A 15,911-nucleotide genomic window follows, 5' to 3' on the forward strand; every position below is an offset into this window, starting at 1 on the left:
GCGGGCTCGCCCCTTTCTCTTACACCTGCCTTCGCATTACTGCGTCGCGCAGGTAAAGCTCGATGCCAGGTTCACATCGCCGGCGCCGTTGTACTTCGGCCAGCTCGGGTATTCGCACAGCGGCCGCGTGCGGCCCGGCACGCCGACCGTGTCGGTCACCGTCAGCGAAGCCGGCGCGGTGCCCTGCTCGACCCACTTCTCCAGCGCCGTCAGCGAGTCCCACGAAGCGTTGAACACGGAGCTCACCGAGTGGCCGTAGCCCGGGATTTCGTAGTAGCGCATGAAGTTGCTGACATTGCCCGCGCCCATCGCGCCCTGTACCCGCGTGAAGTAGTCCTGCGTCGCCCGCGTGCTGACCAGCACGTCGGACTTGCCGTGCGCCATCAGGATCTTGCCGCCCTTGTTCATGAACGCGGACAGGTCGGTCTTGTTGATGTCCTGCAGCCCGGCAAGCTGGCTGATGCGGTCCTGCCACGGCCCAGGGTTCTGCGGGTCGAGCGTCAGCGAGTTGAAGGTCGGATCGCGCGTGACAAAGTAGCGCACCCACTGGTCCCAGAACACGCTCAGGTACGGTGCGGTAGCCGGCATCGGATTGACCGGGGCATCGAGGTTGAGCGCCAGCGCAATGACTGTCGGCTGGACGGACGCGTTGCCAGTCATGCCGAGGTCGGCGCCCCAGACGTTGAAGCCCGGATACTGTGTCTCGCCGCTGCCCAGCGCATAGCCGAACACGATCTGCGAGTTGTACACGTTCAGCGCGCTGATCTGCGCGTCGGACAGGCAGGTGTCGCCGGTGTCGGCACCGTTGGCGCAGCGGACCGGCTGGCCGTTGAGCATGGCAGTGGACGGGTCGAAGCCGGCATTGCAGGCAGCCACGTTGCTGATCAGGCCGTCCTTGACACCATCCAGGTCGTCGCACGCGGCAATGGCGGCGTCGTACAGCACCTTGCGCTTGGGCTGGTTCGGGTAGGCCCCCGGCGCGGCCAGCGCGCGGGTGATGCGGCCGAACTGCAGGTCAAGGCTGGCGGCATTCCAGGCGGGATAGAGCACGATCGCGCCGTCCCAGTCCTGCGGCCAGCGCTGCACCACTGCCAGCGCCTCGCGCCCACCGGTCGATCCGCCGGCAAAGTAGGCCTTCTTCGGGCCATCGGCCTGGTAGTGCATCTGGATCAGCGCGATCGCGACGTCGCGCGTCTTCTTCAGCGCGTCGCTGGCGTAGTTGCGCAGCGCCTCGTCATTGGTGCCGAACGAGCCGTCGCGGCTGCCGAGCGAGCCCGCCTGGTGGCCGGAATCGCTGGCGAAGGTGGCATAGCCGCGCGCCAGCGGCGAGGGCTGGTCGGTCGGGCCGGCCGGCACGTTGCCTGCCGTGTTGGGGATGGTGCCGTCATAGCCGCCGCCGCCGAACATCACCACCTTCTGGTTCCAGCTGGCCGGCATGTCAACCTCGAAACGGATGGATGGCGCCGTCGGATCGACGGGCGCGATCGTCCCGGTCACCTTGCAATATGCGCCAGTGCCAAGCTGGCCGCCGCCGGTAGCCGGCACCATCTCTGCATCGGCAACGGTTGCGCCCTTGGTCGGCAGGCCGATGCTGCTCGCGGCGACAGTCTTGCCCGGCAAGTTCTGGCACGATACCGGCGTCTTTACCGGCGGGTGATTGTCGTCGTCATCTCCGCCGCCGCATGCACTCAGCACAAGGCCGGCCGCGGCCGCAACAAGGACGGGTGCCAGTTTGAAGGTCACTGGCAAAACTCTGCTTTGCATGTCGGTTGACATTTGTCTTCTCCACGGTGTCTCTTGGGACGGGATAGCGCCGCCGGGACCGGCCCGGCGGGCTATCCTCGGTGCCTGCGTCTGCATTCGGCATGCCAGCAAGCAGGTGACGAGACGGAGGTGGAGCGCAAAATAGGTTCCGCATCGCCGATACGGAGAGCCGGGTGGTTCTTGAGTGCGAGCGTCACACGCGCACCCGGCCGGCGACGGGAAGTTCTTTCAATCGAATCGGGAAGGACCTGCAAACGGCCCCCAAAGGCCGCAGGCGATTCGGCGACTGAAGAACGAACTGCCCGCGCCACGCGCAGAGATCAGGCCGTGGCGTTCTCCATCGCCGCTTCGTATTGCCCCAGGCACGCCATGGCGTTGAGCCGCGAGCGCTGCAGCAGCGCCCGTTGCGCCAGCGCGGCATTGGCTGGCTCGCCGCGCCACGCCAGCAATGGCGGCTCCTGCAAGGCGCGTCCGTAGGAAAAACTGAGCCGCCACGGCAACGGGCCCAGCCGGTTCATCGCGTCGAGATTGGCGGTGGCCTCGGCAGGCGTCTGGCCGCCGGACAGGAAAAAAATACCTGGCACCGCCGCGGGCACGGTGCGCCTGAGCACCTGTACGGTCTGCATGGCAACCTCTGCGGGGGCCGCCTGCCCTGCATCCTTGCCGGGAAGCACCATGCTGGGTTTCAGCAGCATGTGCTCGAACACCACCGCATGCCGCTGCAAGGCGTCGAACACCTCATGCATAACGGCTTCGGTGACCTCCGCGCAGCGCGCCATGGTGTGCGCGCCGTCCATCAGCACCTCGGGTTCGACGATGGGCACGATCGCTGCCTCCTGGCAGATCGCGGCATAGCGCGCCAGCGCTTCGGCATTGGCGTGAATGGCAAGCCGGCCCGGCAGCTTGTCAGTCACGTTGTAGACGGCGCGCCATTTGGCAAAGCGCGCGCCCTGCTGGCGATAGCCGGCAAGCCGTTTTGCCAGCCCGTCGAGGCCCTCTGTGATTTCATCCCCGGGAGCGTGCGCCAGCGCGAGCTTGCCCTTGTCCACCTTGATGCCGGGCACGATGCCCTGGCGTGCGGCCAGCTCCGGCAGCGGCGTGCCATCGTCGGCCCGCTGGCCCAGTGTTTCCTCGTACAGGATCACGCCGCTGATGAACTCGCCAAGGCCCGGCGCGGACAGGAGCAGGCTGCGCCACGCCCGGCGGCTCTCCTCGCTGGAGGCCACGCCGATGCGGTCGAACCGCTTGGCGATGGTCGGCCCGCTTTCGTCGGCGGCCAGCAGGCCTTTGGCGCCCTGCACCATGGCGTCGACAGTGGCTTGCAGTTCGCTTCGTGTGTCCATGACGTTGCTCCGCGAGGTGGCTATAGCAACAAGCATTAGCCCCCAGGCGCCAATGTGCAAGCGCCGGGCGCTGGCGCATCGAATCAGGCAGAGGGCGGCGACGCGCCTTGCACGGGACGAGCGCTTGCCGAGGAATCCGGACCCACACGCATTTCAGGTTACTTAATACCACTCTGCAGAGGTGTTGTGGATTTCCGCCGTCTTGGTGCACTCTCCGCCAACTTCGCCCCTCACAGGTGTTGGCAGCTTGGCCCCTCCCTGGATCTCCGGTCTAGAATTGCTGATGAGACATCATCACACGCCTGTCCGATCGGCCATGCATGATGGGTCGTCACGTAGCATCCAGGGGGAGCGATGCGGTCGGCAGGGACATCCGGCATGCGCCTTGGACGCTATGCAATTGCGGCTGCAGTAGTCGTCGTCGGCCTGATCATCTTCGGGCTCCTGGCAGACATTGTGGTCGAATGGCTGTGGTTTTCCTCGATCGGCTACGCCAGCGTTTTTCGGATCGTCCTTTCCGCTCAGGTGCTGGTGTTTATCGCCGTGTTTGCGATCTCGGCGGGCACCATATGGTTGGCAGGGTTGCTGGCGCATCAGTATGCGGGCAGCCCTCGCGTCCTGGCATCGCACGGCTTTCCTTCCGGAAGGCCGCAATTCATTGGCGAGCCCGGCGACCTCATGGCGCGCATTCCCTGGGGCGCCAGCATTGCCGGCGCCGCTGTGCTCCTCGGACTGGTCATCGCCGGGAGCAAAGTCCCGCAGTGGGACATGGCGCTTCGGTTCCTGCATCAAGTACCCTTTGGCGAGCGGGACCCGATCTTCGGCAAGGACATCGGCTTCTATCTCTTCTCGTTGCCCGTCTATATTGCGCTGAAGAACTGGCTGCAACTACTGCTGCTCTGCAGCGCGGCCATTTCAGGCGTGATCTATGGGGTGCGCGGCGATATCGCGCTCGCGCCGCCGACCCCGCGGCTCTCTCCCGCCGCTGCGGTTCATGGATCTGTACTCCTTGGCCTGTTCTTCGTGCTGAAGGCGTGGTCCTACTGGCTCGATCGCTATCTGCTGCTTTACGGCGATAACGGCGTCGTGATTGGCGCCAGCTATACCGACATACACGTCGAGCTGCCGGTCCTGTGGCTGCTTATGGGCCTTGCCATTGCCGCAGCCTTCGGATCGTTGGCCAATGTACGCCTGCGCGACTATCGAATCCCCGCCGTCGCGGCCCTCCTGGTGTTTGGCGGCTCATTTCTGCTTGTCCTGATCTACCCGGCGCTTTTCCAGCGCTTCTATGTCAAGCCAAGCGAGTTGGAACTGGAAGCCCCGTATATCGCCCACAATATCGCACTGACCCGGAAGGCCTACGGCCTTGAACAAATCACGGTCAAGTCGTTCCCGGTCGAACAGGGGCTGAATCTCGCCTCGATCCGGTCCAATCGCGCGACCATCGATAATGTCCGCCTGTGGGATGTGGGGCCGCTGCTGGATACCTATGCACAGTTGCAGGAGATCAGGACCTACTACAAATTCCTCTCGCTGGACATCGACCGCTACCGGCTTGATAACGGCTACCGACAGGTGATGCTGTCCGCCCGTGAGCTGGAGCAAGCGAAGCTTCCGGCGAATGCCAGGACCTGGGTGAACCTGCACCTGCTGTTCACCCACGGCAGCGGCATCGTGATGTCGCCGGTCAACGAGAAATCGACGGAAGGCCTGCCTTCCCTCTATCTGCGCGATATTCCACCGATCGCCAGTGGCGGCCCGGTCATCCAGGAGCCGCGCATCTACTTCGGTGAAGGCCGTCACGACTATGTCGTCGTGAATGGCAGTGTGCCGGAATTCGACTACCCGACCGGAAAAAACAATACCTACACGGTCTACAACGGGCGCGACGGCATTGCCATCGGCGGCATTGCGCAGCGCACCCTCTTCGCCTGGCAGTTCGGCGATCCGAACATCCTGCTTACCGGATACGTCACGGACAAAAGCCGGATCCTGATCCACCGTAACATCCAGGACCGGGTGCACACAGTCGCGCCATTTCTGAGCCTGGACCAGGATCCATATATCGTCGCGAGCGGCGGGCGACTTTACTGGATGCAGGATGCCTATACCACCAGCCGCTGGTTCCCCTACGCCCAGCCAGGTTTCGGCGCCGATTCCAACTACATCCGCAATGCGGTCAAGGTGGTGATCGGTGCGTATGACGGCACCGTCGATCTCTATGCCAGTGATCCAGCCGACCCGATCCTGCGCACATACCAGCGCATCTTCCCGGGCTTGTTCAAGCCTCTGGCGGCCATGCCGCCGGACCTGCAGCAGCATATCCGCTATCCCGAGGACCTGTTCCGGATCCAGGCGAAGCTCTACGGCGCCTACCATATGGATGCGCCCGAAGTGTTCTACAACCGCGAGGATCTTTGGCAGTTCCCGCGGGCGTTGGCCGGCATCGACAGCGGAAACGCCCCCGGCGCGCCAATGTCGCTCATGGCGCCTTACTACATGATCATGCGGCTCCCCGGTGAACCTCACGCCGAGTTCGTGCTGATGCTGCCAATGGTGCCCAGTCAACGCGACAATATGATCGCCTGGCTGGCGGCACGTTGTGATCCGCCTGCGTATGGCAAGCTTGTCGTCTACGCTTTCCCCAAGGAAAAACTGGTCTACGGTCCCTTCCAGATCGAGGCGCGCATCCAGCAGAACACCGAGATCTCGCAACAGATCTCGCTGTGGAACCAAATGGGTTCCCGCGTCATCCGCGGCCACCTTCTGGTGGTGCCGATCGGGAACTCAATCCTGTATTTGTCTCCACTCTACCTGCGCGCGGCTTCCGGCCAGTTGCCCGAACTGAAACGGGTAATCGGTGCCTATGGTGACCGTGTGGTGATGGAGAATACGCTGGACGAAACCATCGCGGCGCTCTTCAAGGAGGCCGGCCCCATGGCGTCACCTGCCGGTGGTTCGGCGGACGCGCGCGCCCGAGACGCTCTCGCACACTATGGCCGCGCCATCGAGCGCCTGAAGGCAGGTGACTGGAGCGGCTTCGGCTCGGAACTCGATGCGCTCAGACCGCTGCTCGAGGAGCTTGGCACAAACAGCACCGACCTCAACCGAAGGACCGAACGATGACGAAATACCTTATCTCCTTTCCTGGAAGGGCGATGGAAGTCCCCGCCGAGGACTTTGCCGCCGTGGGCGAAGCTGCGCACGAGGTCATACGCGAGGCGAAGGCGGCAGGCGTGTACGTGTTCGGTGGTGGTATCAACGAGGATGTCGCACCACTCATGGTCGCCTCAGACGGCACGGTCACAAACGAAACCTATCCCCAGACGAAGGAGTTCGACGGCGGCTTCTGTGTCCTGCAGCTCCCGTCGCGCGAAGCCGCCATCCTGTGGGCTGCAAAGATCGCCAAAGCTTGCCGCTGCTCGCAGGAACTCCGCGAGTTTGGGTATGACCCCGAGAGCTGACGGGCAGAGCCGTACCCAGCCATTGCAGGACGATGCGCCGGTGGGGTGCCGGCGGCCGTTCCATGCCATGGCATGAAACTACTGGCCGGCAGGCAACGAGCGTCCGTGCCGGCCGCCGTGCCTACCCCGCGCAGGCGACGTGCGCGGCGGGCTCCGCCTGGAACAATGCTTCGACCAGCCCGGCGCGGCGCGCACGCGTAGCGGCCTGGTTGACGTAGGCCTTGTCCGCGATCTCGTTGGCGTCGATCGAAGGGGGCTCGGCCATCAGCAGCACGCGCTTTACGCTGAGGCTGGCGCCTGTGCCAGTGCCGGCGCCCAGCCGCTCGCGGATGGCATCGACGACACGGGGATCGCGCACCAGCGCCTCTGCTTCCAGCCCGGCCAGCTCGGGATGCAGCGCCCGGCAGGCGGCGACGTTGGGCCACGCCAGCGCGGCCACGTAGTGCTGGTCATGGCCGCAGATCACGGCATCGGTCAGCAGCGGCGCGCATTGCTCGACCAGTCCCAGCCTGACCGCGCCGACCCGCACCCAGGTGCCGTTGACCAGCTTGAAGTCCTCCACCACGCGTCCGGCATAGCGCACGCCTTTGCCCGGATCGGCGGGATCGGCGAGCCGCACGGCATCGCCGAGGCAGAAGTAGCCTTCGTCGTCGAATGCGGCGGCGGTCAGGTCGGACCGCTTGACATAGCCGCTGAACAAAAACGGGCCGCGCATGCGGATTTCATAGCGGCGGCCCGCGCCGTCCTCGCCTTCCAGCGGCACCAGCTTGACTTCGGCGCCCGGCATCGGCACCCCGACATTGCCGGTATCCTCGGTCGGCCAGCTGCAGTAGATGCCCATGCCGCTGGTTTCGGTGCAGGCCAGTCCCGAGCAGAACACGATACGCTCGCCAATGGTGGCTTCGGCGGCGCGGTGGATGCGGTCCCAGACGTCGCGCGGCAGGCTGGCTCCGCCATAGGAAAAATTGACGGCGTTGGCGAACAGGCTGCGCGCCAGCTCGGGATCGCGTTCGAGTTCGGTTGCCAGCATGGCCCACGCCGAAGGCACGCTGCTAAAGACCGTGGGCGACACCTCGCGCAGGTTCCTTACCGTGCGCGCGAACTGTCCCGGCAACGGGCGGCCGTCGTCGATATAGTGGGTCGCGCCGAGCACCACGGCGCGGCTCAGGTTGAGGACGCCGCCGAGGCCGTGATGCCAGGGCAACCAGTCAAGAAATACCGGCTGGCGCTCGATCAGCGACTGGTAGAGGCGGTAGAAATAGGCGCCCACGGCCCGCAGGTTGCCGTGTGACAGCGGCACGCCCTTTGGAACGCCGGTCGAGCCCGAAGTGAACAGGATCCGCCCCGTCTCTTCGTCATGGATTGCGGCATGGGCGGCGCGTACCGCCGCGCTGCGCTGCGCCGTGACTTCGGCGCCCGCCAGCGCGGCCCAGGGCAATTGCCCGGGGGCGGCCTTGTCGACGGCGATGACCGGCACTTGCGGCATGGCCAGCGCATCCACTGCCCGCGCGTACGCCGCGCCGTCCTGCACGAACAGCGCCGCCGGCGGCACCAGTTCGGCCACGCCTTTCAGGCGCGCGAAATCCTTGCTGAGCAGCGAGTACGCCGGCGACACCGGCGCGGTCGGCACACCCACATACTCCGCCGCCAGCAACACCACCGCCTGTTCGATCGAGTTGCCGGACAGCAGCATCAGCGGGCGCTTCGGACCCAGGCCAAGTTCCAGCAGGCGCGCGCCGACGGACTGCATTTGCTGCCACAGCTCGCCCCAGTTGATGGAGCGCCAGGCGCCCTCGCCGTCGCGCTCGCAGAACGCGCGTGCGTCCGGCCGCCGTTCGGCCCAGCAGCAGACGTAATCGCCCAGCCCACGCCGGGCGGGGTCAGGCGCGGGAATCGCGCTGCGCAGCAGGATGGTGCCGTCCGGACGGTGCTCAACCAGCGTGGGACGCTCGACAAACACGGTCGCCCTGTACCTGGCTTGTGGCCTGGAATCTGGATTCGCTTCGGGCTTGCGAACGGCAGCGGAAATGGTCATCGCGGGTGTCTCCTTTATGGCCTCGGCTGATGCGCCGGGGTTCTGTCCGGCGCCGGTCGGGCGGGATGCGGACCGGCTTTGCTGCCAGCGTAGGCGACATCGCGCCCGGGCCATACCACCCGCCTCAGGTGGCAGTGCGGCCCGCCGGCGAATTGCGTACCGGCCCCGATCTTGTATATGCTGCGCCCTGCACCTCCGTTTCCCGGAAATTCCTGGACCGCTTACAACAGCACAAGGCATCGGGCAGAGCTGCATGTTCCAGGTCATCCGTCGAATCCGCCAGCGGCTGCGCTACCTGGACCTGACCCTGAACGCCAGCCGCAGCGTGCGCATCCGCGTCGTCGAGCGGCCCGGGCTGTGGATGGACAGCGCCCGGCTCGACGCGATGCTGGCCGAAATGCGTGGCGTGGTGCAGCGGGGCATCGGCAAGGAGCTCGAATATGGCGTGCTGTCCGGCGATCCCGAGCGGCTGCGCCGCGCCGTGGTCACGCTGCTCTACGACCGGGACAGCGGCCATCCCATCGCCTTCAATGCGCTGTCGATCATGCCGATCGAGGTCAGGGGGCGGCCGGTCGAGGCCATCCACCTCGGCCTGGTGATGGTCGACCCGGGCTATCGCACGCAGGGGCTTTCATGGGTGCTGTACGGGCTGACCTGCATCCTGCTGTTCTTCCGCCGCGGCTTGCGCCCGATCTGGATCAGCAACGTGACCCAGGTGCCGGCGATCATCGGCAAGGTGGCCGAAGTCTTCGTCACGGCGTATCCCAATCCGTTCGCGCCGTCGCGGCGCAGCTTCGAGCACCTGAGCGTGGCGCGCGAGATCATGAAATCGCACCGCCACGTCTTCGGCGTCGACGAGGGTGCCGGCTTCGACGAGGCCCGCTTTGTCATCACCGATGCCTACCGCGGCGGCTCGGACAACCTCAAGAAGACCTTCGACGCAGCGCCCAAGCACCGTGACGAGCGCGTCAATGCGCTGTGCCAGCGCGAACTCGACTACCAGCGCGGCGACGACTTCCTGCAGGTCGCGCGGCTGGACCTGGCCAGCGCGCGCAAGTACCTGCTGCGCGAAGTCCCGCGCGACTCGCTGCCGGCGATCCTGGCGCAGGTGGCGTTCCTCGCGCTCGGCCGGATCGTGCTGCCGCTGGTGCACTGGCTGAATCCGCGCGAGCCGATGGGAGACCTGCGCGAGCCGATGGGAGACCTGCGCGCAAGGAACCACGCATGACCGCATCCCCTGCCTTTTCCTACGAAGAATTCACCACCCGCAATATCGGCTTCGTGACCGAGGCCGAGCAGCAGCGGCTGCGCGACGCGCGCATCCTGGTCTGCGGCGTCGGCGGCATGGGCGGCGCCTGCCTGCAGGCGCTGGCGCGCATGGGCGTCGGCGGCTTCGCGCTGGCCGACTTCGACGTGTTCGAAGTGTCCAACATGAACCGGCAGGTGTTTGCCAGCCTGGCCACCGTCGGCGTAGGCAAGGTCGAGGCCACCGTCGCGCAGCTGCGCCAGGTCAACCCGGCGCTGCAGCTCGAGACGCTGGGCCAGGACTGGCCGGGGCGGCTCGACGACCTGCTGGCGCGCTACCCCATCGTGGTCAACGGCATGGACGACATGGCCGCGGGCATCGCGCTCTACCGCAAGGCGCGCGAGCATGGCGCCACCGTCATCGATGCCTATACCGCGCCGCTGCCCTCGGTCACCGTGGTGCGGCCGCACGACCCGCGGCCCGAGTCGCGCCTGGGCTACCCCACCGCCGGCATGGACTGGCAGGCGCTGACGCCGGAGATCCGGCAGGCCTGCCTGGGCAAGGAGCTGGAGTACGTCATGGTCCATTCCAGCTCGGTCCGTCACGTCGATCTTTCGGTCGCGAAGGATCTGCTTTCGGGCAAGCGCAAGCGCATGTCGTTCGCGCCGATGGTGATCACCACCGGCAACCTGATGGCCTTCGAGGCAGCCAAGCTGTTGCTGGACCGGCCGCGGCTGGCGGACGCGCGCGGCTATTTCTTCAATCCGTGGAGCATGCGCGTCGAAACGCCGCGCAACGCGCTGGCGGCGTGGCTGATGCGCGCCGCGGTGCGGCGCTTCATCGCGAGGCTGCTCCGTGATTAACGCGCTGGCCAGCGATGTCACCGTAACCTGGCTGGGCGCGCTGGGCTGCGGCCTCTACCTGCATTTCCTGTGGACGCGCCGCGAAGCTGGCACCGGGACCGGGCTGTTCCTGTTCGGCGCGCTGACGGCATTGCTGGCGGTGCGGGGCTTTGCCTGGCTGCTCGGCGGACCGCTGCTCGGCCGGCTGGTGTTCGCCGCGGCCACTATCCTGCCGATCGCAACCACGCTGTTCGCCGAACAGCTGCTGCGGCGCCATCTTCCGCTGTGGCTGAAACTGCTGGCGCTCGGTGTGTCGATGCTGTTCTTCGCCATCAACCTCGTTGCCGACCTGTCCGCTAACGTGCCGCTGCTGCTGGCCTTCCTGGCCTGCTATGCGATGGTGACGGCGAGCAACGGCTGGTTCCTGCTCTGGCTGCGCGATGCCGACCTGTCCAGCAACGAAGAGCGGCTGGCGCGCGCGGTGGTCGTCGTGGTAGCGCTGGCCGTGCCGCTGGCGGCGACGGATTTCCGCGAGGAACTCGGGCATGTGCCGGTCCGGCTGGGCGCGCTCGGGGCGCTGGCCTTTGTCTACGTGCTGCTGAGCCTGTCGGACTCGCAGCGCGTCGTGCGCGGATTGCTGGCGCATATTGCCGCGGCACTGGTCTTTGCGGTGGTCCTTGCCGCGGCCATGGCGCTGGCTTCGCACGGCCCGGGCCAGGGGTTCATGCAAGCCTGCCTGCGCGGCATGCCGGTGGCGCTGGCGTGGGTGTTGCTGACCGCCATCTTTGTCCGCATCCGCGCCGTGTCCCTGGCGGGCGACGGTAACGCCTTCCTGCGCTGGCTGCTCCATGCCCGCCTGGATACGCCGGACGGCTTCCTCCACTCGCTGCGGCGCCTGCCGCAGACGGCCGACCACGTGGTGCTGGGCGACGCCGAACTGGCGGGCTATGCGCTGGGCGAGCTGTTCGCGCTGGCCGGCAAGCGGCGCGAGCCGGTGTCGATCGGCGATGCCAGGGCGTGGGCCCGGCAGCCGCAGGGGATCGGCAAAGGCAGCGGCAGCGGCAGCGGCAGCGGCAGCGACAATGGCAGCGGCAACGGCATCGAAGCCGCGGAGCAACTGGTCGACCTGATGGAGCGCCACGAAATGACCCACGCCCTGCTGATCGCACGGCAGCCCGCCATGGTGGTGCTGCTGAACCTGCCGCAGGGCGCCAATGCCGCCATCGGCGAGCTGCGCGCCGCCGTCATCCTGCGGCTGGCGCGGCACCTGCGCCGGCAGGAGCCCGCATGACTGTGGGCATGAGCGTGGACATGACCCTGGAATTGCGCGAAGGCGATTTCGATGCCTTTTTCGCCGCGCCGTTCGCCTGCTATGGCGACGCTACCCATTTTGTCTCGCCGATGAAGGGCGATCTCGCGCGCGCACTGGACGCGTCGAAGAATCCCTTGTTCAGGCAGTTTGCGCGCCGCACCTGGTACACCGCGCACCGCGACGGGCAAATCGTGGGACGCATCCTGGCCCATGTGCACGATGCCTCGAACCGGCTGTATGGGCAGAAGCGCGGGTATTTCGGCCTGTTCGACTGCGTCGACGACGTCGCCGTCGCCCGCGCGCTGCTCGATGCCGCTGCCGCTTGGGCCAGCCGGCAAGGCTGCGACGAGCTGGCAGGCAGCTTTAACCTGACCATCACGCAGATGATCGGCATCGTCACCGATGGCTTCGGGCACGCGCCGTACACCTACCAGGAATACACGCCGCCGCACATTGCCCGGCTGCTCGAAGCCTGCGGCTTCGAGCGCTGCTTCCCGATGCGCACCTTCGAGATGGACGTGCGCGGCTACGATCCCGACCAGCTCCTCGGCGACCGGCAGCGCGCGCTGGCCAGCGATCCGGACTGGCAATTCAGGCCAATCCGCCGCCGCGGCTTTGAAGGACGCCTGCGCGAGGCGTGCGCCGTGCTGAACGATGGCTTTGCCGCCAACCCGATGTTCGTGCCGCTGACGGAAGCGGAATTCCTCTACCCCTGCGCCGGCATGATGTGGATCATCGACGAGCGCCTGTCGTACACCGCGTATTACCGCGGCGAGCCGGCCGGCGTGCTGCTGTGCGTGCCGGACCTCAACCCCTTCCTGCGCGCCACCGGCTTCCGGCTGAAATGGTCGACGCTGTGGCACTTGCTGCGGTTCCGCGCCAGCCGCAAGCGCGCGGCGGTCATCTTTTTCTCGGTACGCCAGGCGTTCCACGGCCAGGGCGTCAACGGCGTGCTGCTGCATCGCCTGCTGACGGCGATGCGCGCTGCCGGCTATTCGCACCTGGGCATCAGCTGGGTGTCCGATACGAATGGCGCAAGCCTGCGGCAGATGGAAAAGCTCGGCGCCACCGAACTGCACCGTCTGCACCTGTTCCGCAGGGCGCTTGCGCCGGAAAGCGGCAACTGACGATGCTGACACCGGAACAGCAACTGGCCATGGTCGCGCAGGCCGCGCGCGCCCCGAGTGCCCACAATATCCAGCCTGCCCGCTGGCACTTTGCCGGCGAGCGCATCCTGCTGCTGGAGGATCCCGCGCGCTGGCTGTCCGTGGGCGACCCGACCGGCCGGGATAACCGGATCGCGCTGGGCATGGCGTGGGAGGGCATGGCGCTGGCCTTGTCGACCCTCGGTTTTTCGCTTTCGCCGCCGGAAGTCGAGGTACTGCCCTACCCGCCCGCGGCCGCCGGCTCGCGGGTTGCGGCCACAGGCCAGCTCCGGCCAGGTGCCAGCGTTGCCAGCGTGGATCCTCTGGCTGCCGCCTGCGAGCAACGCCGCGCCTGGCGCGGCCTCTTTGCACCTGCCGACGCCGCGCAGCTCGCGGCCATGGAGCAGTGCATCGCCGCGCATGCTCCCGTTGCCGTGGCGACGGAGCCCGCCAGCACGGCGCAGATCGCCAGCTGGCATGACGATGCGGCCGCAGCCGCCTTCCACGATCCGGCCTTCGCGCGCGAGCTTTACCACTGGATGCGCCTGTCCCCGCGCGCCACTGGCTGGACCCGCGACGGATTGTCGGCCGAGTGCATGGCGCTGTCGCGCTGGGAAGCGATGGCAGCGTCGGTCGCCCTGCGTCCGACGGTGGTGCGCATGCTGGCATCGCTGTCGCTGACCGGCCTGCTGGCCGCGGAAGCCGCCAAGGTCAACAGCGCCGCCCGGATCGTGCTGATCCACGCCGCGCACGACGTGACCGACTTCGAGGCCGGGCGCCGCTGGTACCGGTTCTGGCTGGACATGGCCGCCCGCGGCTTCGCCGGCGTGCCGATGTCGGCCCTGTCCGACTCGCCCCGCCACGCCGCATTGCTGACGGGCCGCCAGCCGCTTCCAGCGGGCCACCGGCTGCTCAACGTGATGCGTTTCGGCCCGGTGCCGGGCGCAGCGATTCCCCGCAGCGCGAGGCTGCCGGCGGCGGAGCTGCTGCAGGCGGACGCCCGGCGCTAGAGCCGCTTCAGGAATTCCAGCAGCGCATCCCTGTCGCCTTCCGTCAAGGCGGTGAACTCCCGCTCATGGCCCCGGTTGTCCCGCCCCGGGGTCGCGGTGTCATAGAGCACCGGGCTCGACCACGGCCGGTAGTCCGGCGCGTAGGCCCACGCGCCTTGCGCATCCGGCCGCCCGGCGATCCCCACCCTGGCGTAGTCCAGTGCATGGCCGCCCACCCAGAACCGGCGCGGCCGCGCCTCCGGATGCATCAGGTGCCACAGCGTGGGCACAGAGCCGTTGTGCAGGTAAGGCGCCGTCGCCCATAGGCCAGACAGGACGGGCGCAACGTAGCCGCCGGTGTTGGCCGCATCGATATGCTTGCCCAGCGCAGAACGCCCGATGGCCTGCAGCAGGCTCGCATCGATCGCCTGCCAGCGCGTGGCATCGGTGCCGAGTTCCCCCTGCGCCACCAGCCGGTTGGGATAGCTGACCAGCCGGGGCCGGGCGGTGTCCTGGCTGTAGTTGCCATGGCATTGCGCGCACTGCGCCGCGTAGACGCCGGCGCCGCGTGCCGCGCGGACCCGGTCGACCGGACCGGGAAACGGCGGCGGCGTGTAGCCCGCCATGAACCGCATCACGTCCTCCACCTGCGGGATGGCTCGGCTGGCGCGATCCGGCGGCATGCCCATGGTGGGCACGGTAAAGAAGGCCACGATATGCGCGAGACGCCCGGGATCATTGACGGCATCCGAGGCATGCGGTGCAAAGCGCGCCGCCCCCTTGCTGGTATAGACCCCGTCATAGAGCAGCGACGAACGCAGGCGCCGGTCGCCCAGTTCCGGGATCGAGGTCGAGCCGCTCGCGCCCGCATCCGCAGAGAGCAGATGGAACTGGAACTTCAGCGCCGCCACGCCATTGGTGCTGCCGGCGGCGCCATTGCTGAACGGCAGCGGCGCATCGCCGCTGGCCGCGAGTTCGTCGATCCGCCTGACCAGCCGTGGCCAGACGAACTTGCGGATGGTCGCCAGTTCGTCCGACGAGGTATCGGGATACAGCCGCGGAATGGCGGCCAGCAGCTTGTCGGGGTCGGACTTGACCCGCTTGACTGCGTGGTACACCGCGTTGACGAAACCATCGAGATTGAGCGAGGTATTCGGCAGACCCAGCCACACCTTGCCGCTGGGCTGGCCGTCCTTGCCATAGGTCATCCCAGCATGGCACGCCGCGCACCCCAGGTTCGAGACTTCCAGCCGGATCCTGGGCAGGTCGCGGCCGACGGTGCCGCTGACGATGCCGAGCGGCTTGTCGAAGCGCGGCTGCTGCGCAAGCGGCCAGTTCAGGATGCCGTCGGGATAGATAAACCCGAACTCCAGCAGCGCGCGGCGCAATGTCTCCGGCGCGGGGGCCGCATCCGGCGCGTTGGCCAGCACCAGCGCGGTCGTGGCCAGCTTCCATGGCAGCGCGTTGGTTTCCAGCGTATCGGTGCTCAGGCCGCCGAAGTCGTCGAACACAAAGCGGGCCGCGCCGAGCTGCGCCGGCGTGCCACTGCCGGCAAACTCCCGCATGGCCGCGGATTCGCCATCGGCATAGCCGCGCAGGAAATCGCAGCCAGCGAGCGTCGACAGCAGCAGCCCTATGGTGAATGCGCGTGCGAGAGGCATGGTTGTTGCCCGAGGATCGAGCTTCGCATTCTAGTCCGTCGGAATAAAAAAAAGCGGACCTCCGAAGAAGCCCGCCCAGCTTGCTACCAGTGGATCGATCTATCTGATTC

At 66.9% G+C, this 15,911-nt stretch carries 11 protein-coding genes; 7 read left to right on the top strand and 4 right to left on the bottom strand.

The genetic code is table 11. The annotated features are described in order from the left end of the window. Nucleotides 1-36 precede the first annotated feature (36 nt). Nucleotides 37-1,764, bottom strand: coding sequence for a tannase/feruloyl esterase family alpha/beta hydrolase (locus J8I82_RS06040; protein ID WP_431831525.1), 1,728 nt, complete (start codon nt 1,762-1,764; stop codon nt 37-39). Nucleotides 1,765-2,084: 320 nt separating this feature from the next. Next, the gene (locus J8I82_RS06045; RefSeq protein ID WP_209755338.1) at nt 2,085-3,107 is read right to left on the bottom strand and encodes a class I fructose-bisphosphate aldolase; all 1,023 of its coding nucleotides are present in this window, start codon (nt 3,105-3,107) and stop codon (nt 2,085-2,087) included. Between the two features lie 354 nt (nt 3,108-3,461). On the opposite strand from J8I82_RS06045, the gene J8I82_RS06050 reads away from it, so the two are divergent. Next, on the top strand, nt 3,462-6,233 hold the full coding sequence (locus J8I82_RS06050) for a UPF0182 family membrane protein (protein ID WP_209755340.1): 2,772 nt from the start codon (nt 3,462-3,464) through the stop codon (nt 6,231-6,233). Beyond that, a complete protein-coding gene (locus J8I82_RS06055) occupies nt 6,230-6,571 on the top strand; it encodes a YciI family protein (protein WP_026201369.1) in 342 nt (113 codons plus the stop codon). The genes J8I82_RS06050 and J8I82_RS06055 overlap by 4 nt, the downstream gene beginning before the upstream one ends. A gap of 121 nt (nt 6,572-6,692) precedes the next feature. On the opposite strand, the gene J8I82_RS06060 is transcribed toward J8I82_RS06055, so the two are convergent. Next, nucleotides 6,693-8,606 (bottom strand): feruloyl-CoA synthase, encoded by a 1,914-nt coding sequence (locus tag J8I82_RS06060; protein ID WP_209755342.1) that lies wholly within the window; start codon nt 8,604-8,606, stop codon nt 6,693-6,695. Nucleotides 8,607-8,859: 253 nt separating this feature from the next. On the opposite strand from J8I82_RS06060, the gene J8I82_RS06065 reads away from it, so the two are divergent. The 5 genes from J8I82_RS06065 to J8I82_RS06085 are packed head-to-tail and all read left to right on the top strand — an operon-like array spanning nt 8,860 to nt 14,161. Next, on the top strand, nt 8,860-9,834 hold the full coding sequence (locus tag J8I82_RS06065; RefSeq protein ID WP_209755344.1) for a hypothetical protein: 975 nt from the start codon (nt 8,860-8,862) through the stop codon (nt 9,832-9,834). Next, complete coding sequence (locus tag J8I82_RS06070) at nt 9,831-10,715, top strand: HesA/MoeB/ThiF family protein (RefSeq protein ID WP_209755346.1); 885 nt, start codon at nt 9,831-9,833, stop codon at nt 10,713-10,715. The genes J8I82_RS06065 and J8I82_RS06070 overlap by 4 nt, the downstream gene beginning before the upstream one ends. Next, on the top strand, nt 10,708-11,985 hold the full coding sequence (locus J8I82_RS06075; protein ID WP_209755348.1) for a hypothetical protein: 1,278 nt from the start codon (nt 10,708-10,710) through the stop codon (nt 11,983-11,985). The genes J8I82_RS06070 and J8I82_RS06075 overlap by 8 nt, the downstream gene beginning before the upstream one ends. Beyond that, entirely contained in the window at nt 11,982-13,133 is a 1,152-nt protein-coding gene (locus J8I82_RS06080) for a GNAT family N-acetyltransferase (protein ID WP_245179469.1), read from the top strand. Before J8I82_RS06075 ends, J8I82_RS06080 begins: the two co-directional genes overlap by 4 nt. Before the next feature lie 2 nt (nt 13,134-13,135). Next, on the top strand, nt 13,136-14,161 hold the full coding sequence (locus J8I82_RS06085; protein WP_209755350.1) for a hypothetical protein: 1,026 nt from the start codon (nt 13,136-13,138) through the stop codon (nt 14,159-14,161). Here the strand turns inward: J8I82_RS06085 and J8I82_RS06090 are convergent. Beyond that, nucleotides 14,158-15,801, bottom strand: a complete 1,644-nt coding sequence (locus J8I82_RS06090; protein WP_209755352.1) for a c-type cytochrome — start codon at nt 15,799-15,801, stop codon at nt 14,158-14,160. The two genes, J8I82_RS06085 and J8I82_RS06090, sit on opposite strands and share 4 nt — an antisense overlap. Nucleotides 15,802-15,911 lie beyond the last annotated feature (110 nt).

Source organism: Cupriavidus consociatus (assembly GCF_017814975.1).
In the GTDB taxonomy this organism is placed as follows: domain Bacteria; phylum Pseudomonadota; class Gammaproteobacteria; order Burkholderiales; family Burkholderiaceae; genus Cupriavidus; species Cupriavidus consociatus.